The sequence below is a fragment of the Paenibacillus xylanexedens genome (genome assembly GCF_017874615.1).
Taxonomy (GTDB): domain Bacteria; phylum Bacillota; class Bacilli; order Paenibacillales; family Paenibacillaceae; genus Paenibacillus; species Paenibacillus xylanexedens.
Map to the genome: position 1 here is coordinate 133,942 of NZ_JAGIKV010000004.1, position 21,509 is coordinate 155,450.

Genomic DNA, 21,509 nt, shown 5'->3' on the forward strand with positions numbered 1-21,509 from the left:
TGAGTAAAGCTGCTTGCGGAATGAGAAAAACCAATGAATGATGAGAAGTCCCGCCTGTTCGAAAACATGTGCGGGACTAAAATGACTTTAGGTATGAGATTGTATGTACTTAACAACTTCACCTACGGTCGTGATTTTTTCTGCATCTTCATCAGAGATTTCCAAATCAAATTCATCTTCCAATTCCATGACCAATTCCACTACATCCAAAGAATCAGCACCCAAATCTTCTTTGAAAGATGCTTCAAGTGTAACTTCAGCTTCGTCTGCGCCCAAGCGGTCGACGACGATGCGTTTTACACGCTCCAATACATCGGACATCCGGTTCACCTCCTTCTTTGGTATTATACGAGAATCGCAGGCAAAATGCCATAGAAGACATATGCGGCTCCCGGCCGGGGAACCCGGCCTTTTTCCGGCATTTCGGATCGTCCAGCGCCTGTTCCCCGACTATTGTTCAAGTCCGGGAAGAATTACATGTACATGCCACCATCGACATGCAGCGTCTGCCCTGTCATATAAGATGAAGCCTGTGAAGCCAAGAAAGTGACTACACCAGCGATTTCATCCGGTTGACCCAAACGGGACAACGGAATACCACTTAGCATACCGTCCACCAGCTCCTGGGACAACTCTTTTGTCATATCTGTCTCAATGAAACCTGGTGCAACACAGTTAACTGTGATTCCACGAGAAGCCAGTTCACGAGCAGATGCCTTTGTCAGACCAATGACTCCTGCTTTGGCAGCAACATAGTTCGCTTGTCCAGCATTACCGAGCACACCTACAACCGAGGAGATATTGATAATTCTTCCCGACCGTTGTTTCATCATTGGACGTGTAACCGCCTTAAGGCAGTTAAACACACCTTTGAGATTGGTTTCAATAACCTGATCGAATTCTTCCTCTTTCATACGCATGATCAGATTATCACGGGTAATCCCGGCATTGTTCACCAGAATATCAACGCTGCCCCATGCTTCGAGTGTAGCTTTGACCATTTGTTCAGCTTCATCCATCAGGCCAACATTGGCTTGAAGTGTAATCGCCTTGACTCCTTTGGCACGAATCGCTTCCGCCACTTCCTCAGCTGCCGCTTGGCTACCCGCATAATTCACGGCTACGTTCGCTCCAGCTTCTGCAAGTGCCAGTGCAATACTGCGCCCAATGCCCCGGGATGCCCCGGTAACGAGTGCATTTTTACCTTCTAATGGTTTAGACATAATCATTCCTCCTTTCCCCAAATCTATATCAGTTCAACCAAAGAATGTTAACACTTGCCGCTCCGATGACAGAATAACCTTCCGATCGCTGTTATCCCCAGATTTTTTGATTCCCTTTTCTAAAGGGAAAATCCGGTGATAGCGTATGCTTCCGATGTAGCTTTCTTTCAGAAAGCTTTTAGGCGAACACTCCGCTTCTTCAGGTTTTTTCTGTCCTCTCCGTTCTCGTGTAAAAAGTTTAGTTTAACTCATATAATTCCTTCTAATTCACTTGCCGTTGCTTCGAGCGTTTCAAGACTGTTCACATTGTACAGTTTTACGGTTTTATCTGTTTTTTTAATCAAACCGGTCAGTACACTCCCAGATCCAATCTCGATGAACGTATCCACGCCTTGCTCAATAAGCCATGTCACACTGTCTTCCCATAATACAGGAGAATAGACCTGAGCTGTCAACAAATCCTGAACCTGTCCATCCTCTGCAGGTCTTGCAGTCACATTAGCGACTACAGGGACCGCTGCCGGTGAGAACGTAACGGTTTTCAGTTTCTCTGCCAGCTTCTCAGCTGCACCCTTCATCAATGAAGAGTGGAACGGACCGCTTACTTCCAATGTAATGGCGCGTTTACCGCCTGCTTCTTTCACTCGTTCCGCGACAGCAGCTACGCCTTCCTTCACACCAGAAATGACGATTTGTCCCGGACAATTAATGTTGGCAAGTTCAACCGTATGACCACTTTCAGATACGTCATGGCAAAGCACCCCCAGCGCTTCCCGATCCGCACCCAACACAGCAGCCATAGCTCCTTGTCCACCCGGTACTGCCTGTTCCATATACTGACCACGTGCCCGCACAGTGCTCACTGCGTCAGCAAACGAAAGAACGCCCGCTGCCACCAGTGCACTGTATTCTCCCAGACTGTGTCCAGCCGTATAGTCAGGCTGAATTCCTTTTTCTTTGAAAGCTTCCAGCAAGGCAATACTTGCTGTCAACAGAGCCGGTTGTGTATTTGATGTCTGTTTCAACTCGGTCTCTGGACCTTCAAATACAAGGTTACTCAGCGAGAAACCCAATGTTTCATCTGCTGTGCGAAAAATTTCAGTTGCCGCAGGTACGGACTCATACGCGTCCTTGGCCATGCCTACAGCCTGTGATCCCTGTCCGGGAAATACAAATGCTATTTTACCCATCTCATTCATCTCCCAGATGTCTAATTTACCAAACGAGTACCGATGCACCCCATGTCAAACCGCCACCGAATCCAACCATCAGAACGGTATCTCCGGCTTTCATGCGACCTTCCTCTGCTGCTTCTACCAGAGCAAGCGGGATGGAAGCAGCTGATGTGTTAGCATACTTATCCACGTTGACTACAACCTTTTCTTCAGGAAGTTCAAGTCGTTGCATCGCAGATTGGATAATCCGAATATTCGCTTGGTGAGGAACAAACAGATCCACATCCGTACGCTCCATACCAGCCTTGCGTAATACCTCAATAGTAGCCGTCCCCATGACACGTACCGCAAACTTAAACACTTCACGACCGTTCATGTTGATGTAATGTTTTTTATTTTCAACAGTCTCTGCAGTAGCAGGCAGACGGGAACCGCCGCCTTCCATCTGAAGAAGACTACCACCAGCTCCTTCGGCACCGAGGTCGAATGCTTTGAATCCGCGACCTTCCGGAACTTCACCAACGACTACCGCCCCTGCTCCATCACCAAAGAGGACACAAGTGTTACGGTCTGTATAATCCGTAATACGAGACAAGCAGTCCGCACCAATCACAAGTGCATTGTTGTACATACCGCTTTGGATGAAGCTCGTAGCACTAGCCAAACCGTATACAAATCCGGAACAAGCAGCCGACAGATCAAATGCCGCGGCACCTTTTGCACCCAATTTGTCCTGCAAGATGCAGGCTGTCGATGGGAACGAAGAATCCGGGGTAATGGTTGCAACAATAATCAGATCGAGATCACTGCCTGTCATACCTGCAGATTCAAGGGCTTTAATAGCCGCTTCATATGCCAGATCAGAAGTTGCCTGATCCGGTGCAGCGATGTGACGCTCTTTGATTCCTGTACGACTGACGATCCACTCGTCATTGGTATCGACCATTTTCTCCAGATCGCTATTTGTCAAAATTTTCTCAGGCACATATTTCCCTGTACCAATAATCCCTACTGGGCGCAAATTATTCATATCGTCACTCACTTCCCGCTAATTTCCTTAGATATGCTCTCTACCAGCTGATTCTGCACTGCAATCCGAGCTTGGCGCACAGCATTTTTGATGGCATTGCCATCAGCAGATCCATGACTTTTCACAACCAGTCTGCTCAAACCGAGGAGTGGCGCTCCGCCATGCTCCGTATAATCCAGCTTTCGTTTCAACCCACGCAGCTCAGGCATTAGTACAGCTGCAGCCAGTTTACTTTTGAGAGAAGATGAAAATTGTTCCTTAAGCAAGGCGAAAATGGCACCTGCTGTGCCTTCCAGCGACTTCAGCAGGATATTCCCTGCAAAACCGTCACATACAAGCACATCACAAGCACCAGTCAGCACATCACGTGCCTCAACATTACCGACAAAACGAATTGGGAGTTGTTCCAGTAAAGGGTATGCATGTTTGGTTAACTCATTTCCCTTGCCTGGCTCTGTTCCTACATTGAGCAAGCCCACTCGTGGGGACTCAATGCCCTGTACTTTTTGCCGATACAAACTGCCCATCAGGCCATATTGTGCAAGGTGCTCCGGTTTGGCATCCATATTCGCTCCAAGATCCAGCGCAAGTACACCTACATCATCAATCGTTGGAATCATAGGCGCAAGCGCCGGACGTTCAATGCCTGCCATACGACCTACAACAAGCAAACCCGCTGTCATGAGCGCTCCAGTATTGCCCGCCGAGATCATCGCGTCCGCTTCGCCCTCTTTCAGCATGCGGCCTGCGACCACCATGGAGGCATCCTTTTTGCGACGCACTGCTTTGACGGGTTCATCATCCGAACCAATAACTTCGGAAGCATGCCGGACCGTAAGATTGGCAGGTCTAACACCTGACTGACTCAAAAGAGGTTCCAGCTTGGCTTCATCGCCGATCAGGACGATCTGTGTATCCGCCCATTCCGTGGCTGCGGCAATCGCACCTTCTACCGTTGATGCAGGTGCATTGTCGCCTCCCATGGCATCAATGACGATTTTCATTCCAAATGACCTCCTTCTCCGCTGTCTTCTCCACCTGAATGGTAGATTACAAAGTTGCCTTGAAACACCATTTCTTCACCTACATAAGTGAATACTTCCACTTTGGCTTTGCCCTTTTGACCCGGGATCGATCTCACATAAGCCTTTGCAATACATTTTTCTCCCAAATGAACCGAACGGACAAAGCGAATGTCTGCTGATGCAGTCAACGCGATCTCGTCATTAATAATCGCTACAGCCAAGGAGTTGGCCTGTGCAAAGACATAGTGTCCGCGTGCAATCCCTGTTCTGGAAAACACGTGTTCTTCCTTAATCTCAAACAGGGAAATCCCGCTCTTATCCAGTTGCAGATCCACAATATCACCGATAATCTCATGCAAGGGCAACGAGCGTACCTGATCATACGAGAGCTCTGCCATCAGTTTCATCCGCTCCCGAAGTTCGGGTATTCCAAGTTCCAGCCTGTCAAGACGAATCGTCTGAATACTCACCTTCAATTGGCGTGTAAGTTCCTGATCCGTCACAAACGGGTTCTCTTCTATCATTTTGGTTAACTGCTGTTGCCTCTGTCTCTTCGGTACACGTTCGATGCCTGACACCCCCCGCTGTATCGTTTACGGAACCGTCCCGTCCGGCCAGTTCAACCAATCTTTCGTGTTGCTTTTATAGTTGCATCCCTGGTCACCAGGGTCGTTCTCAAACGGATTATGGTTCATCTATATGTAACGTCAAATCTTAGAACCTGGTACTAAACTATAGTATATCTCATCCCGTGTCAAAAAGAAAGACTGGCCTAACAAAAACAATTCACCCTTGTGGTACAAGGATTTCATGCTTGTTAGCACACTCTACCTACACTCTCTAATCCAAAAAAAGTAGCACCTCATCGAAATGAAGTGCTACTTAATGTCCAACTATTATTGAGAGATGATCTCTCTTGCTTTGTACGTTCCGCACACTTTGCACACGTGGTGACTAAGTTTAAGTTCGCCACATTGTTCACATTTCACCATGCCCGGTACAGCCAATTTAAAGTGAGTGCGACGTTTGTCGCGACGCGTCTTGGACGTTCTCCGTTGAGGTACTGCCATTATTCCCACCTCCTTATCAAAATCAACCTTTGCAGGTAGTCTTAAAATGTTCGATTTTCAATCATGCTCATTTAAAAAAATCCTTGAGCCCTGCAAGCCGCGGATCAATAACCTCGTTATCACAACCGCAGTCACCTTCGTTCAGCTCATGGCCACACTTGGGGCATAACCCTTTGCATGTATCGCTACATAGCGGTATAAACGGAAGATCCAGCAGAAAAGCTTCCTCGGCATAACCCTTCAGATCAACGCTATCTCCATCCACATAGAGCGTATCATCGTCTTCGTGTAATCCCTCTGGCTGTTTTCCCTGCTTGAATTGCTCATGAAAATCAATATGAAAATGTTCATTGATTGGCTTAAGACAACGGGAGCACAACATGTCCACTCCTACAGTCAGCTTGCCATGAACATCCACAACGTCACCTTCTCTGAATTCTGCAGATAAGTCCGCAGTCAGCGGGGTAACGGCTGTGATATCTTGTCGGTTAGAAACCAGTTCCTTGATCTCCCACTGTTCGTTAAACTTCAGGGGACCATCACTGGTAGCCACTTTGCGAAATGGCATTAACATTTCCATCACTCCAAACGAAACCAATTTCATAATTCGTATCAAACGTATCACGACAGTTATACAGGTCAAGCCTGCTTTTGTAAAGCAATAAATCCTGACTGTATGTATTCTGACGAATCTTCGTTAAAAGTATTATGAAATTGACTTAACAAACAAAAATCATTATACCGATTTTTCAAGACGTTTGTCAACACTTTTAACTTTACACCCTATTTTAAAACCAATGGCCCAGAACCGTTTACTCCATCTGGTCTATTATAGACTCACTTCAAGATAAACTACAAGTCGTCATTTTAATTGTAGTTGCTTGCAAATAGCGGTCACATTTCGTTAACGTTTAGTGTGAGCTATATCACACAGACCCGCTTGTCCCCTATCTATACTTGCTATAAACCGAAGCACGATCAGCTCCATGACCGATTTATTATCCAACTATTTCATATTATATCGGGAGGGAAAATGTATGTTAAGCGAGCACACAATTAGAGTGATTAAATCTACAGTACCCGTACTTGAAGTCCACGGCGAAGCGATCACACGCCATTTCTATGAAACGATGTTCACAGCTCATCCGGAACTGCTGAATATTTTCAATCACGCAAATCAGAAACAGGGACGACAGCAAGCTGCCCTCGCCAATATGGTATACACCGCTGCCCTGCATATCGATAATCTGTCCTCCATCCTGCCTGCCGTCCGGCAAGTTGCACATAAACATCGCAGCCTGGGTATCGTTCCCGAGCAATATGCGATTGTTGGCACCTATCTGCTTCAAGCCATCCAAGCTGTACTTGGAGACGCGGCAACGGATGAAATTATCACGGCGTGGGGCGAAGCCTATAATGTCATTGCAGATGCCTTTATCGGGATCGAACAGGACATGTATACAGAAGCGGAAAACCAGACGGGTGGCTGGGAAGGATTTCGTACCTTCAAGGTTGCCAAGAAAGTGCAGGAAAGTGAAGTCATCACGTCCTTTTACCTCGTTCCAGACGATGGTCAGCCTATCGCAAGTTATGAACCCGGACAATACATCAGTATCAAAATCCAGCCAGAGGCACAGTCATTTACCCAGATTCGTCAGTATAGCCTTTCAGATACCCCGGGTAAACCCTACTATCGCATTTCCGTTAAGCGTGAGCGAGGTGTATTAGAGCGCCCTGACGGAGTTATATCCACGTATCTCCACGATCACATTAAAGAAGGCAGTCTGGTGGAACTATCCGCTCCTGCTGGCGACTTCACGCTGAATGCAGACGATAAACGGCCTGTTGTTCTCCTGAGTGGTGGTGTGGGTCTAACGCCCATGATCAGCATGTTAAATACGCTCGTTAACTTGAATGAAAATCGTACAATTACATTTTTGCATGCAAGTCCCAATGGTCAATCGCACGCGTTCCGTGATCATGTGATCAGTCTGGCTAAACGTAATCAGGGCGTTAAAGCTTATTATTGTTATACTCAACCTGAGGATGCTGATCGTGAAAATGAGTATTTTCATAAGGAAGGTTATATGGATGCGATCTGGCTTCGCCAAGTGATCGATGAACTGGATTCCACTTATTATCTGTGCGGACCGGTTTCGTTCATGCGGGCAGTGTATACGGAACTTCAGGCGCTTGGTGTTGCAGCGGACAACATTCATTATGAATTTTTTGGGCCGAAAGCAAGTCTGTCTCCCGCGCCGGAAAGTGTCTAAGCGTGCTGATTTATTAAGATGAAGAAGCCGTTCTCCGATTATCGAAATCTGTAATATACAATAGATTTGCAGGCACAGTCTGACATCTGCTGATGTTGGATTTGTGCCTTTTTCTTGTCTGAATTGGTGCATGATTTGATCTAATACATGACATCCCCTATGATGGAATGGATGTTATACATACTCGGTTATCCAATCGAAAGGAGTACGTCTAATCATGAAAGCCGTAGGCGTCATTGTTGAATATAACCCCTTGCACAATGGGCATGTCTATCATTTGCAAGAAGCTCGGCGGCTAAGCGGCGCAGACGCCGTTGTCGCAGTTATGAGCGGCCCTTTTCTCCAGCGTGGCGAACCCGCCATCGTGGGTAAAAGGGCACGCACCGAGATGGCGCTGCACGCAGGCGCCGATCTGGTGCTTGAACTGCCGGTGGCTTACGCGGTCCAACCGGCCGAGTGGTTTGCCTTCGGTGCGGTCTCGCTGCTGCACCGCACCGGCGTTGTGGACTCGCTCTGCTTTGGCAGCGAGTCCGGCGACCTGGACAGCCTGCAGCGCATTGCGCGCGTGCTGGCTGTGGAGCCCGCAGCGATGCGCGAGGACATCGCGCGCCGCCTGCGGGAAGGCGCCAGCTACCCCGCCGCGTACGCAGGCGCGGCGGCAGCGCTGGCGCCCGGCGGCGTCGATGCTCACGACGCCGCTGCACTGCTGGAGCAGCCCAACAATTCGCTTGGGCTGCACTACCTGATCGCGCTGCAACGACTTGGCAGCGCGATCCAGCCCTTTACAGCGGCGCGTACCGGTGCCGCGTATCATGAGGCGACGCCCGGGCCGGGGGCGATCGCCAGTGCCACAGCCGTCCGCCGCCTGCTAATGGCGGACGGACCTGACGCCGCCGCGCCATACGTGCCGGCGGCAACCCTTGCCATTCTGCATCGCGAATGGCAAGAGGGGCGCGCTCCCATACACTGGGAGCGCTTTGCACAGCCGCTGTTGCACCTCGCGGCCACCCGCCGTGCCTCCGAGCTGGAACGTATCGCCGAAGTCACGGAAGGCCTGGAACACAGGCTGAGCCGTGCACTCGCTCAGCTCCCGGAGCCTTCAGTCGAAGCACTCCTGAATGCAATGAAGACCAAACGATACACACGCACCAAGCTCCAGCGTATGCTCGCACACCTGCTCCTGAATCACACCAAAGCCGAGTGTTCACCAGAGCAATTGGCTGCCGGACCCGGATATCTCCGAGTCCTCGGATTTAATGCTCAAGGACAGAGCCTGCTTAAACAAATGAAAAAGACCGCCTCACTGCCTGTTGTACTGAAACCGTCGACGTTCACACACAATCAACTTGAACTGGATATACAAGCTCAGGTTGCGTATGGGCTCGCTTGCGAGCATAGGGACACACGCAAGATGTTCAGTGACTACTATGAGTCGCCTGTGAGACTGTAATCCGCTTTTGACCATAAGGCTGCATCTCTAAGAAGCTCTTTGTTCCATCATTAAACAGATCATTGATATCCACTATTCGACACTCAACTATACAATTTAAAAAAATCCCCTTGCTGCGCGCCACTCAGGCACATCGCAACAAGGGGATTCCCTTATTAACTTCTCTTGTTCTTCTCTTGTTCTCTTATTCTCTTAATTCTTTTGGTTATCTTAATCCCTTTGAGTCTTGTTAGTCTGTTGATCTTCTCAAATCTCTTGATCACATTTCATTCCACTGTAATCAATTATTCCGATTTCATCCGTTCTTTATCCATCCGGTTCAACTCAAATCGATCTCTTCCCGCCCGATTATAACCTATGATTTCACGGACAAGGTTTTCAAATAAGCCAGCGCATCATCCACCGTGCTCACAGGCACAAGTTTCATTTTGGTGCCGATCTGATCAGCCTTGGCTGCTGCTTCCTTATAGTTATCCTTAGGTACAAAGAAGATCTCCGCTTCTTTTCGATCAGCGGCTACAATCTTGTGTACTACACCACCAATGGCACCCACCACACCCTCCTTGGTAATGGTACCTGTACCCGCTATTCGATGCCCCTTGGTCAGATCTCCAGGTGTTAACTGGTTATAGATCTCCAACGTAAACATCAAGCCGGCAGACGGACCACCAACCTGAGTATCGGTGAAGGAGATCTGTTTGTCCGGATCTTCAGCTTTCACCTTCTGAACCGTACCAATCATTACTCCGAGTCCCGGGCGGATTTCACCTGTTTTATTGTCTTTTACCTGAATCAGTTTCACGTCCCGGCTAATGGTCTCTCCTCCACGTTCCAGCTGCATTTCAACCGTATCTCCGACCTTTTTATCTTTTAACTGGGCAGAAAGCACCGTATTATCCGGCGTAGCTGTTCCGTTCACTCCCAGAATGATATCTCCCGGAGCAATATCTCCTTCCGGTTTTGGATCTTCAGACAGTCCAAATACAAAGATATGTTCAGGTACAATAGAGTAAGTCACACCAGCCTGCTCATATGCAGCCTCCATTGCGGAGGATTGTGAGTCACTCATGAACCACACCTGTTCGGCAGAGTATTCCGCTTCGCTTTTGCCGCGCAGTCGGTCTTCCTTTTTATCCACTTGAGCATTTTTATTGAACAGAGAGGTTCCTAGCAAAAACACATTGGCATATGTTGCCGACACGGTTGTCATCATGAACACACCGTGTTCTTCCTGGTCTCCACCCTTAACGGTTACCATTGGTTTTACTTCATCTGCACTGCCAGGCATATATATGATATACGGCGTTGGCATGTACACGGCAACATAGACGACCAGAGCCACCACGATCACAAAGATCGAAGCTCTGAATCCGCCAGATTTCCGAATCCGATTCATCGCATGAGCCTCCGTTCTTTGTATCTCTATATAAGCTGAACTCTACACTATTCAGCAATCGTAATTCCATCTTGTTTAATCATTTTTTTCAGTCTAACACTCTGGTCCTTGTGCATACAATGGTACAGGCCGGATAGGCCGCTGTATACAATAGCCTGTCCGGTCAAGGCCGAACCGCCCTTCGGGCGTCATTCGGCCGTCCATAACGATTCAGATGCCAAACCGGCGTTATCTGATATGAGGTGAAACGATGACATTACAGAGCGAGGTTAGAGATTCTGGCCCGTTACGAACGATAATCCTAAGTACCGGCGCTTTAATGTTGGTCATTGCGGTAGTTGCGTCCCCCAAAGAAGCGTTTGACGCCTCTATTCAAGGTCTGGATATATGGTGGAAAATCATCTTCCCCGCCATGCTCCCGTTCCTCATGTTATCCCAAATGCTCACTGCATTTGGCTTCACCCACGCAATCGGGGCTTTGCTCGGACCGTTGATGCAACGGTGGTTTAGGCTTCCAGGCAACGCAGGTCTGGCGATTGCTGTTGGCATGTGCGGCGGATTCCCTGCAGGAGCAGATGCGGTATCCCGTTTGTTTCAGGATAGACAAATTACCGCCAAACAGGCGGTTGTCCTTGCGGCGGCATCTCATTTTGCCAATCCAATGATGATCATTTTGGTCGTTGGTGCTGCTTTTCTTCACCAGCCAGCGGCCGGATATTTTCTACTCGTGGTCCACTGGATCAGCGGCTGGATTGCTGCCATTCTTGCCACGCGACTCCTGCCAGCACCGGGTAACCACAAAGACAGGGTTGGCTCGACAGCCGTGCAAGCAGATAACAGCTCTCTTGATTCTCAGTCTGCAAGTCCTGCAAGTTCCACATGTCGCTCATCTGCCCCCCACCACACAACGTCCAAACGACGCAGTATATGGTCCGATATGATGATTGCAGCCAGAGAAGCCCATCGTCGTGATGGAAGAGGATTTGGCAAACTGTTAGGTGACACCGTATCCCAAGCTGTACAGACCTTAATGATGACTGGAGGATACATGATCGGTTTTGCCGTGTTTATCCGGCTGGTCTCCCTTTATCTGACTCCCGGGTCCTCTGCTGCGCTGTGGCCAGCCTTCTTCGAGCTTCATCTGGGCACCTATCATTTGAGCCAGACTTCACTTACACCCGCGCTGCTCATGTCTCTACTTGCAGCCGTTCTTGGATGGGGTGGTTTATGCTCCCATCTGCAAGTCTCTGCTGTCCTCAAAACAACTGGTCCAAGCAGCAAATCGATGTTGTACTTTGCCGGAGTTCGTCTGACTCATGGATTAATCGCCTTTTTCATCAGTCTGTTCCTATGGATGCCGTTCAGCCGCTATAGCACAGAAGTTTGGACCACATTACAAATGAATGCGGGGCAAGACCTCTCGACACCATTCGGTTGGTTATTCATACATAGTCCAGGTAACACATACACGATCAACACCATTTGGAGTGTCTTCCCTGCTGCCTGCATGGGTCTTGCGTTACTTCTTGCAGTCATGGTTAGTCTATCAGGTCTTACCTTCTGGTTTAACCGCCGGTTTTCTCGCTGATTTTCTGACGGAGCGCAGCTTCCACTTCAGGTGAGACAAGATCTGTAACATCTCCATGATAATGAGCGATTTCTTTGACGATGCTGGAACTTAAATAGGAATACTTCGGATTTGTCATCATAAATATCGTTTCCGCATCCGGATTCAACTTGCTGTTGGTTGACGCCAATTGCAATTCGTATTCAAAATCAGTTACCGAACGTATACCACGAACGATGACCTGAGCTTCCTTTTGCCGGACGTAATTGGCCGTCAGATCGCGGAAACTATCCACCTCCACATTTGGTAAATGGCGGGTTACTTCCGTAATCAGTTCTTTGCGTTCCTCCACTGTAAACAGCGGATTTTTACTCATATTGTTCAACACAGCCACAATGACGCGATCAAATTGCTTTGACGCTCTGGCGATAATATCCAGATGCCCCATCGTTACGGGATCAAAACTTCCAGGATATACGGCGATCCGTTCCTGTCGATGTATCATTTCAGTCATGAGGAGCCTCCTCTTCCGGTGTAATGGATTCTCCATCTTTAACTGCTTCTGGCGCATAATAATAGATGGATACTGCCGTCTCCCCATACAAAGCCTTGCGCGTTTGTTCAAACGGGCCGAATTGCTCAGGGTAATCATGTTTGGATTCATATTCAAGCACGATGGTTGCTTCGGGTTCCAAAAGTTCCAGTTCGTGCATGGTCAGCATTAACTCGTGCCCGTTCTTCATGCGATATGGCGGGTCCAGAAACACCAGATCAAACGTTGTGCCTCGCTTGGCGAGTGCCTTCAACGCACGACCTGCATCATTACGATATACGGCCGCCTGGTCTTCAAGCTTGGTAGCCTTCAGATTCATGCGGATAACTTCAATACTTTTCGATTCCAAATCAACAAAAACAGCCTTGTCCATGCCGCGGCTCAGCGCCTCAATACCGAGACCTCCACTGCCTGCAAACAGATCCAATGCTGTGCCGCCCTCAAAATAAGGACCAACCATGCTAAATAACGCTTCCTTCACCTTGTCGGTGGTCGGCCGCGTTCCCGTGCCAGGAACAGCCTTCAGCGGCCTGCCTTTTGCACTCCCAGATACCACTCTCACTTGACGAGTCACCTTTTCTCTATGTAAGTTTATTGATACGACTATCGTACCACATTCGGGTTCGGTTTGAAAAATGTGCGGTCTTCATTTTCCTTGGAAAATTGTTGACGAATTGTTGACGCATATGTATAAAAAGGAAACAATCGGGCGATTCTATAATTATCGACATCACAAGTGTCGTAGACAACCGCGGAGAAGACTTACGTTTCCCCATAAGCTCTTCGTCCGGTTTCTCCTCTCCCATGAAAAAGAAGCTCTCGAAAGAGGGCTTCTTTTTGTTGTTTATGTTTTAATTTATTTTGCTAGTTATACTTTTCTTCAAATTCACTTATTTCGGCTTGCTCTTCAGTCTGCAACCATCCAATCTCCCTCAGCCACATGCCCATATCTGCTATAAATTGCTTGGCGTTTAAATGTTCAATCTTGTATTTCTGGATCTTTTCACTCATAAAAGCATAAAACTCATGGCTTAACGCATACCGTTGTTTGCTTTTACTTAATGCCTTATACCGATCCTCACTGACCACCAGATCAAAATAGATGACATTCTCCTTCTTCACATGTCTGACCGTGGACCTTCTCTCGTATTCTTCAGGAAGGCACCTGAAAACAAAGAAGAGTTCAATATCGACTATTTTATATTTGCTTTCTGCTTTATCAAAAACAGACTGCAACTCATCCGAAAGATTGGCAACCTTCGTTAAACCTGAAGTGTCAGTTGATCGGCCCAGAATCATCACTAAACTCCTCCTTGTTCATTTTCACCATTCATAATCATACAACTAGAAAAGGTTGACTAGTGATGTAATCTCCGTCAACCTTTCCTATGTTCATCCTTCTTGTGCCTTACCCCAACGTAGCAAGACCTTACGAGTTCAGCTCTCGATGTTTTCGATTGGAAAGTCGCAAATTAATCAATGGAATGATGAGTACAACAACCGGCAAGAGAAGATTCATTGAACGTGCCTTAATCATCATGAAGGTAATAAACAACACGGCGATCCAAGTCATAATCTCCATCATTTCATATTTGGTTAACGTCAGCTTGAATGCTTTTTTCGAAATGAAACGAATCAAGAAATAAGCGATCAAGCTATAAAACAGGATCATTCCCAAGATAGCAACAAAGATTATGAGGTACATATCCACCATAAAAATCTCACCCGACCCTAATATCTTTTCCTTAATTTTGCTTTACTTCTCTTCAACAACAATCGTTGCATTATAGATCACAACACGTTTCCCATTGAGATCAAATAATACTTTATTGCCGTATTCCGTATCTTCCACGTCAATCTTGCCATCATAGGTCTGAATCAATTCACCATTATTGCTGTACACTTTAACAACCCTCTCCAGGCCACCCGAGTTATTGGACCTCATCGTTTTGAGTGCACGTTCACCCGAAGCGGTATTGAAATACCATATGAAACATCCAACAATGATGCCCAAGAAGACCAACACCGTCACCCATATACCTGTCTTTGCTTTTTTACTCATCTTGACCCCCCCTTATATTTCCTGTCTCGTACATTACGAGGTTGGAGAGAGAACGGTTTCATACAGTGCCTCTCAAGCTGTTCGTTGACATAACAAAACAGAGGCCTCCGATGAGCGAAGACCTCTGTTCTTTATAGTACACATTCTTTATTCTGTGCGATTCTTATGCTTACAGTGCACGAATGACAAATTCAAATGTCAGTTCGCCGTCCGAAGGGATCAGGTATTCCGGATGAACTGGAGCACCCCAGCTATCATCACCGCCAACACCCATTTGTTTACCCGCTACAGTCACGACCGTATAGTGCACAGGAGGCAATTCGTACGCATGTTGTGCGTTCTCCAGCTCAAATGCCGTATATGGTGAGACATTCAGCTCAACCGGGGTTCCGGATGCTTCAATTTTGAAGCCACGTCCCGCGTTGTCTGTCAATTTGGCCCAACGTACGCCCGTACGGTTGCCTGATTCCTGTGGTACCAGATATGGAGCCATAGTATCAGCTACCTTGCTACCATGGATACCCAGACGTGCGCCAAATGCGCGGTCTGCATAATTTTCTTCGGGTCCCATCGCGAGCCATTCCACGTTTTCGAAGTCAGGTGATGTTCTGAAGGACAATGCATGGATTGGCAGGTTCGGCAATCCGGCTGTACCTTTATACGTATTATGCACATGTACGCTTCCATCTGCATGAACGGTATATACCACTTTTACTTGTACATCCTCCGAAATGTTGAGCTTGTACGTGAACTCGATCCGGTATTGATCCGGTTTCTGTTCCGCTTTCCACTCTACAGAACGTGGCATCAGGCTCGCTGCATACCAGGCACCCAGTTCGAAGCCCATCGCCATACCTTTGTCATTATCCGTCATTGCACGCCAGAAGAGCGGTGCAGGTGGTACAGCAATCGTCTCACGACCGGACAATTTCAGGGAAACCAGTGTCCCAAACTGTTTGGAGAACAGCGCATGTGTCTTGCCAGCACGAACACCGATGTTAACGTCACCTTCGATAACTTGTATATCACTTACAAGATTCAAGTCGACTTCAACTGCATCATTGACCTGATCCTGTGTGAAAATAAACTGTCCAAATGCCACTTCTTCGCCTTTGTCAGCCCACATTGTAGCTTCTTTTAACACAAATGCAGTGTTCACAGCATACTCGCCGCCCGCCAGAGCTTCTGCACCCAGCGGAAGTTTCACTACCGTCTCGCTTTGGGCATCCACGTTCACTTCCAATGTTCCACGCAGCACTTCATGTCCCTCGCGCTCCAGGCTGTATACCAGTTCCAGCGCAGATGTATCTGCGAACAGATTATCGTTCACGATTTTAACACCTTCACGATCCGGGAACAGCTTGATGTTCTGGTACAGGAATTTAACCTCCTGCATTTTCGCAGTTACTTTACGGTCAGCATGGACAATACCGTTGCCACAGAACGAATAGTCTGATGGACGATCACCAAAATCTCCGCCATAAGCGAGGAACTCTTTGCCGTAACGATCTTTTTTATAAATGGATTGGTCGATGTAATCCCAGATGAAACCACCTTGATACATCGGATATTTGTCTTCCAACTCCGTATACTTGTGCATACCGCCAATAGAGTTACCCATGGCATGCATGTACTCACAGCTGATATAAGGTTTCGTCGGGTTTGCATTCAGGAATTCCTCAATGTCCGCCGGTTTGGCATACATGCGGGTCTCCATATCACTTGTTTCATCGAAACGGCGATCATGGAATACACCTTCATAATGTACCAGACGTGTTGGATCAGCCGATTTGAAGTATTGGGATACTTTATAGATGACTTCACCACCGTGTGATTCATTACCACAAGACCAGATCAGAATGGACGGATGGTTTTTGTCACGCTCCACCATGGACACAGCGCGGTCCATAACGATATCATGCCATTCCGGTTTGTCACCTGGAATAACCCATGAAGGCTCAACAGCACCAAGTTTCTGCCAAGATCCGTGTGTTTCCAAGTTCATCTCGTCAATAACATACAATCCGTATTCATCACACAACTCATACCAAAGACTTTGGTTTGGATAGTGTGACGTACGTACGGCATTCATGTTGTTCTGTTTGATGGTACGAACATCCCACAGCATGTCTTCCTTCGTAACCGCACGTCCACGACGCGGGTTGAACTCATGACGATTCACACCTTTGAATACGATACGTTTACCGTTGATGTGCATCACTTTATCAATCATTTCAAATGTACGAAAACCAACGGCTTGAGGAACAACCTCAACCAGTGCACCCGCAGCATCATATACACGAATATAGAGACGGTACAAGTATGGAATCTCTGCGCTCCACAGGTTTACTGTGCCGATGTCTTCACGAAGACTTACTTGTCCATCGTTAACTTTGGACTCAAACGTTTTAACGGTATTGCCTTCACGATCACGAAGTTCAGCCTCTACTCGCGCTCCAGCAACCGCTTTTCCTTCCAGTTTCAAATCTAGTTGCAACGTACCGTTGGTATAGGACTTGTCCAGATCTGTGCGAACATGAACATCACGAACGTGTGCAGTTGGGACGGTATACAGATACACATCTCTGAAAATACCGGAGAAACGCCAGAAATCCTGATCCTCCAGCCAGCTGCCTGTGCTGCGTTGATACACCTCAACTGCGAGTTTGTTCTCTCCATCCTGAAGGAATGGCGTCAGGTCAAAATCAGATGGCGTGAAGCTGTCTTCTCCGTATCCTACGAATTGTCCATTAAGCCATACATAGAATGCAGACTCTACACCTTGGAAAGAAATATATACCGGATTCGACTCCCAACCTGTCGGCAGGTGGAATGTGCGAATGTAACTTCCAACCGGATTTTTATCCTGTGGTAATGCCGGCGGACGAATTTCGTTCAGGCCATCCCAAGGATATTGTGTATTTACATATTGAATCTGTCCGTATCCTTGAAGTTGGATATGCCCCGGAACTTCAATATCATCCCAGCCTTCACTGGAAAAATCGGATGTATAGAAAAACTCAGAACGGCTGTCTGGACGAATGGCATAGTTGAATTTCCACGTACCATTCAGATCATAACGCATGGACATCGCGCCTGAACCTACAGCTTCATCCATTGTTTGGTAATAACGGTGATCGGAATAGGCATGAAGACGGTTCACCTCAAATACACTTACGTCCCCCAACCAGTTGATATCTGCCTTTGTTGCTTTCATCGGCTCTCTCTCCCTTTAAAACGTTATAGTTTGACTTATTCAAGGTTTACGCTGGATTTCCTTTTGCTTTACATAAACAAAAAAGACAGAGGTACGCCACAACAGCGCCCTCTCTTCTTTCCTGCATCCGTCATTTGCACGGATTATGCTGTTTTCATTACTTCACGGAACCTACCATACCTGCAACAAAATGTTTCTGCATGATGAAGAAAACGATTGCTGTAGGCAGTGTTGCAATCACGATTGCTGTCATGATTACTCCGTAATCCGGAGAATAACCAGCACCCAGATTTGAGATCAACAGTGGAATCGTTTGTTGGTCAGGTGTTTGCAATACAATGAGTGGCCACAGATAGTTGTTCCAGCTACTCATGAATGTAATGATTGCTGCCGCTGCATATGTTGTTTTCATGGTTGGCATATAGATCTTCAAGAAGATGCCGAGTTCACTCAAACCATCAATACGTCCAGCTTCCAGCAAATCTTTCGGGAACATTTTGGTGTTCTGACGGAAGAAAAAGATCAGGAACGCTGTTGCGATGGTTGGCAGGATCACTGCTGCCATCGTGTTGATTCCGATAACCGGTGCAACTCCCGAGATTGTTGCAAACATACGATACAGTGGTACCATGATCGCTGCAAACGGGATCATCATGGATAACAACAGGATATTAAACACGATATCACGGGACTTCGTGCGATATACCTCGAAGCCATAACCTGCCATGGAACCAATAAACAGTGCCAAGACAGTGGAGATTACAGAGATAATCGCCGAGTTTCCGAGAGCCTGTACCAGATTTGTCGAATCAATCAGTTTGTTGAAGTTATCAATAAAAGCTGACCCGGGCAGCAGTCTACCCTTGGTTACATCAACTGATGCATTTGTTGAACTGACCAGCATCCAGAAGAAAGGGAAAATGGATACAAAGGCGACGATGGATAGGAACACATACGTGAAAATCCGTTTTGCTTTAGCTTTAGCCATTTTTATTATCACCTGCCACTTTAAACTGGATGATGGACAATACAATAATCAAGATTACGATGGAATACGACACTGTTGCTGCATAACCGAAGTCCGGTGAATATTTGAACGAAAGGTTGTAGATGTATTGTGAAATCGACATGGTCGCATTACCTGGACCACCTTTGGTAATATTCATGATCTCATCGAAGATTTGCAATGTACCAATCGTTGATGTGATGGACGTGAAGAGGATAATCGGTTTAAGCAAAGGTACAGTGATTTTGAAGAATTGTGTAAAAGCATTCGCTCCGTCAATTCTTGCAGCTTCATAGATCGATTGATCGATGTTTTGCAGGGATGACAGATAGAAAATCATGTTATATCCGGTCCAACGCCAAGTAACGGCGATTATGATCGTAATTTTAGCCCAGAACGGGTCTGTGATCCATTGAATTGGATCGCCAATAATGTGCAAGCCCATCAGGAATTGGTTCACCATTCCATCTGGTGCGAACAAATATTTGAATACAACAGAGTACGCTACCAATGAAGTTACACAAGGCAAGAAAATCGCTGTACGGAAGAAGCTCCGGAAGCGTAATGTGCTGTCATTCAGCAATACGGAAATAAACAAACCAAGAATAATCATTACAGGCACTTGAATAATCAAGTAGATAAATGTATTCGATAATGCTGTACGGAACGTTGTATCCACTAACAATCTTTTGTAGTTAGAAAGGCCCGAAAATTCAAGATTGGCTCCTACACCAGACTTGAACGATAAGAGCAGCGCTTGGATCATCGGGTAGAAGTAAAATGCAACAATCCCGACAACAGCCAGCAAAACAAAAGCCCATCCAGTCAAATTATTTTTCTTTTGGAGACTGTCTCCTGTATTCATGGCTTTCACAGTATGGCTCCTCTCTCTCCATGGAACATGGGTAGAACCCACGGAGCCTCTCGCCATATCCGGTTCGACTTGCGCCGGACATGGGAGACGGCTCCGATGTTTCCTAGGGTTCTATAAGTTACCTTGGGTATCTTAGTTTAATTGTGCTTCAGCTTGTTTTTGTGCATCAGCCAGAACGTCATCGATTGATTTACCGTTCAGGAATGCTTGCATCTCTACAACCAGAATATCTTCAATGGCATATGTGTTGATACCATAGTTTACGCTTGGAATTTCTTTCGTCCAATTCGCAAAGTCTGTGAAGATTTTTTGTCCGCCGAAGTACTCGTCTGCTTTCGCATAAGCTTCGCCATCAACTGCTGGTTTGTACGTACCAATTGCGCCGATGTTGTTCAACAGATCTTGATACAATTGTTTGTCAGAACCAAATGTTTTTGCAACAAAATCAGCTGCTTGATCTGCACCAGGAACGTTGTTCATAACATACCAAGAGCTACCACCCAAGTTGGATGCATGAACAGAGTTTGGTTGACCAGCCATTTTTGGCATTGGAGCTACAGCCCATTTACCGGATTGGGAAGCTTCTTGACGTACAGATGGTGAGAACCAGTTACCTGTAGGAATTGTTGCTACGCTACCGTTATTGGCGTTGGCAACGAATTGACTCCAGTCAGAGTGCAATTTAACAATGTTGGCATCCATCATCGCTTTGTAAGTAATAAACGCTTCTTTAAGAGCGGCATTATTAGCAATGTCAGGTGTTTTACCATCTTCTGCGGAATACCATTTACCTGCAGTTTGGATCATCATACGAATCAAACCAAGGTCATTCGGGTCAAGAGAAAGAAGCTCTTTACCTGTTTTAGCTTTTACATCTTTACCGATTTGGATGTAGTCATCCCAAGTGATGTCTTGCAGGTCAGCTGATTTGTAGCCAGCTTGCTCCAGCAGATCTGTTCTGTAGTACAAACCAGCAACGCCGGAGTCAAATGGTACTCCGTATTGTTTGCCATCAAACGCTGTTGGTCCGAGTTTGTAATCTGCAAAATCGGAAGCCGTGATACTGGAAGACAGATCTTTGAACGCATCAGGATATGCATTCAAGAAGCTTTGTGAACGATAGTCTTCAATCAGAACTACGTTTGGAAGACCGCTGGCAGTTCCGGAGTTAAGCCCCGTGTTCAGTTTCTGAATGATATCAGCTTGAGCGTATTCAATGATGTTAATTTTCACATCAGGATTTGCTTTTTGATATGCTTCTTTTGCTGTTTCCATTGCAGCTACGTTAAAAGCTTTGTCCCAAGCCCATACCGTAATTTCGTTTGTTTTTTCGTCACCACCACTAGCGGATTTACCTCCGCCACCGGATGAACATGCGGACAACAGCAGTACTGTAACGAGCATCAATACCCACATTTTTTTCAAAACATTCAACTCCCCTTCGACCTCTTTGTGTGTAATTTGTTTGCGTTTTCTGAAAGCGGTTGCTTTCGATGTATACATCTTATCATTCCCAAATCGCGTTTCGTTAGTAATAATTTTGTACGGATTTGTCATCTTATTGCCACAATGAAAACCTTTACAGAAA

The 21,509-nt window shown here is 46.7% G+C and carries 21 protein-coding genes; 3 read left to right on the forward strand and 18 right to left on the reverse strand.

What is annotated here, in order from left to right; all coding sequences use genetic code 11:
• Window positions 1-87: 87 nt before the first annotated feature.
• The 8 genes from acpP to J2Z28_RS06745 form a co-directional block, all read right to left on the reverse strand.
• Window positions 88-321, reverse strand: a complete 234-nt coding sequence (acpP, locus tag J2Z28_RS06710) for an acyl carrier protein (RefSeq protein ID WP_017689227.1) — start codon at window positions 319-321, stop codon at window positions 88-90.
• A gap of 152 nt (window positions 322-473) precedes the next feature.
• Window positions 474-1,223, reverse strand: coding sequence for a 3-oxoacyl-[acyl-carrier-protein] reductase (gene fabG / locus J2Z28_RS06715; protein ID WP_211081673.1), 750 nt, complete (start codon window positions 1,221-1,223; stop codon window positions 474-476).
• 248 nt (window positions 1,224-1,471) lie between these two features.
• Window positions 1,472-2,413, reverse strand: coding sequence for an ACP S-malonyltransferase (fabD, locus tag J2Z28_RS06720; RefSeq protein ID WP_211081674.1), 942 nt, complete (start codon window positions 2,411-2,413; stop codon window positions 1,472-1,474).
• Between the two features lie 25 nt (window positions 2,414-2,438).
• Window positions 2,439-3,428, reverse strand: a complete 990-nt coding sequence (locus J2Z28_RS06725) for a beta-ketoacyl-ACP synthase III (protein WP_036610885.1) — start codon at window positions 3,426-3,428, stop codon at window positions 2,439-2,441.
• Between the two features lie 8 nt (window positions 3,429-3,436).
• On the reverse strand, window positions 3,437-4,432 hold the full coding sequence (gene plsX / locus J2Z28_RS06730) for a phosphate acyltransferase PlsX (RefSeq protein ID WP_047842458.1): 996 nt from the start codon (window positions 4,430-4,432) through the stop codon (window positions 3,437-3,439).
• Window positions 4,429-4,977, reverse strand: coding sequence for a transcription factor FapR (fapR, locus tag J2Z28_RS06735; RefSeq protein ID WP_047842457.1), 549 nt, complete (start codon window positions 4,975-4,977; stop codon window positions 4,429-4,431). Before fapR ends, plsX begins: the two co-directional genes overlap by 4 nt.
• 372 nt (window positions 4,978-5,349) lie before the next feature.
• A complete protein-coding gene (gene rpmF, locus J2Z28_RS06740; protein WP_017689233.1) occupies window positions 5,350-5,523 on the reverse strand; it encodes a 50S ribosomal protein L32 in 174 nt (57 codons plus the stop codon).
• A gap of 67 nt (window positions 5,524-5,590) precedes the next feature.
• Window positions 5,591-6,097 (reverse strand): YceD family protein, encoded by a 507-nt coding sequence (locus J2Z28_RS06745; protein WP_036609465.1) that lies wholly within the window; start codon window positions 6,095-6,097, stop codon window positions 5,591-5,593.
• A gap of 463 nt (window positions 6,098-6,560) precedes the next feature.
• Here J2Z28_RS06745 and hmpA point away from each other — a divergent pair, with 463 nt between their 5' ends.
• Together hmpA and J2Z28_RS06755 are read left to right on the forward strand one after the other, a co-directional pair.
• Window positions 6,561-7,796 carry an NO-inducible flavohemoprotein gene (gene hmpA, locus J2Z28_RS06750; RefSeq protein WP_211081675.1) on the forward strand — a complete coding sequence of 412 codons (1,236 nt, stop codon included), beginning with the start codon at window positions 6,561-6,563 and terminating at the stop codon, window positions 7,794-7,796.
• A gap of 217 nt (window positions 7,797-8,013) precedes the next feature.
• Window positions 8,014-9,246 carry a nucleotidyltransferase gene (locus tag J2Z28_RS06755; RefSeq protein ID WP_211081676.1) on the forward strand — a complete coding sequence of 411 codons (1,233 nt, stop codon included), beginning with the start codon at window positions 8,014-8,016 and terminating at the stop codon, window positions 9,244-9,246.
• Between the two features lie 355 nt (window positions 9,247-9,601).
• On the opposite strand, the gene J2Z28_RS06760 is transcribed toward J2Z28_RS06755, so the two are convergent.
• Complete coding sequence (locus J2Z28_RS06760) at window positions 9,602-10,642, reverse strand: SepM family pheromone-processing serine protease (protein ID WP_211081677.1); 1,041 nt, start codon at window positions 10,640-10,642, stop codon at window positions 9,602-9,604.
• A gap of 250 nt (window positions 10,643-10,892) precedes the next feature.
• On the opposite strand from J2Z28_RS06760, the gene J2Z28_RS06765 reads away from it, so the two are divergent.
• Window positions 10,893-12,230, forward strand: coding sequence for a nucleoside recognition domain-containing protein (locus tag J2Z28_RS06765; protein ID WP_211081678.1), 1,338 nt, complete (start codon window positions 10,893-10,895; stop codon window positions 12,228-12,230).
• Here the strand turns inward: J2Z28_RS06765 and coaD are convergent.
• The 9 genes from coaD to J2Z28_RS06810 all read right to left on the reverse strand — a co-directional run bounded on the left by coaD (window position 12,208) and on the right by J2Z28_RS06810 (window position 21,337).
• A complete protein-coding gene (gene coaD, locus J2Z28_RS06770; RefSeq protein ID WP_085981453.1) occupies window positions 12,208-12,714 on the reverse strand; it encodes a pantetheine-phosphate adenylyltransferase in 507 nt (168 codons plus the stop codon). The genes J2Z28_RS06765 and coaD overlap by 23 nt on opposite strands.
• Window position 12,715: 1 nt before the next feature.
• On the reverse strand, window positions 12,716-13,324 hold the full coding sequence (gene rsmD, locus J2Z28_RS06775) for a 16S rRNA (guanine(966)-N(2))-methyltransferase RsmD (RefSeq protein ID WP_211081679.1): 609 nt from the start codon (window positions 13,322-13,324) through the stop codon (window positions 12,716-12,718).
• Window positions 13,325-13,626: 302 nt separating this feature from the next.
• Window positions 13,627-14,064: a hypothetical protein gene (locus tag J2Z28_RS06780; protein WP_211081680.1), complete on the reverse strand. Its 438-nt coding sequence runs from the start codon at window positions 14,062-14,064 to the stop codon at window positions 13,627-13,629.
• A 127-nt stretch (window positions 14,065-14,191) separates the two neighbouring features.
• Window positions 14,192-14,476, reverse strand: coding sequence for a hypothetical protein (locus tag J2Z28_RS06785; RefSeq protein WP_211081681.1), 285 nt, complete (start codon window positions 14,474-14,476; stop codon window positions 14,192-14,194).
• 42 nt (window positions 14,477-14,518) lie between these two features.
• Entirely contained in the window at window positions 14,519-14,824 is a 306-nt protein-coding gene (locus J2Z28_RS06790; protein WP_017689244.1) for a hypothetical protein, read from the reverse strand.
• A gap of 169 nt (window positions 14,825-14,993) precedes the next feature.
• A complete protein-coding gene (gene lacZ / locus J2Z28_RS06795) occupies window positions 14,994-18,041 on the reverse strand; it encodes a beta-galactosidase, LacZ type (RefSeq protein ID WP_211081682.1) in 3,048 nt (1,015 codons plus the stop codon).
• Window positions 18,042-18,198: 157 nt separating this feature from the next.
• Entirely contained in the window at window positions 18,199-19,029 is an 831-nt protein-coding gene (locus J2Z28_RS06800) for a carbohydrate ABC transporter permease (protein ID WP_076330551.1), read from the reverse strand.
• Complete coding sequence (locus tag J2Z28_RS06805) at window positions 19,022-19,912, reverse strand: carbohydrate ABC transporter permease (RefSeq protein WP_036610887.1); 891 nt, start codon at window positions 19,910-19,912, stop codon at window positions 19,022-19,024. Before J2Z28_RS06805 ends, J2Z28_RS06800 begins: the two co-directional genes overlap by 8 nt.
• A gap of 141 nt (window positions 19,913-20,053) precedes the next feature.
• A complete protein-coding gene (locus tag J2Z28_RS06810) occupies window positions 20,054-21,337 on the reverse strand; it encodes an extracellular solute-binding protein (RefSeq protein ID WP_244988163.1) in 1,284 nt (427 codons plus the stop codon).
• Between the last annotated feature and the right edge of the window lie 172 nt (window positions 21,338-21,509).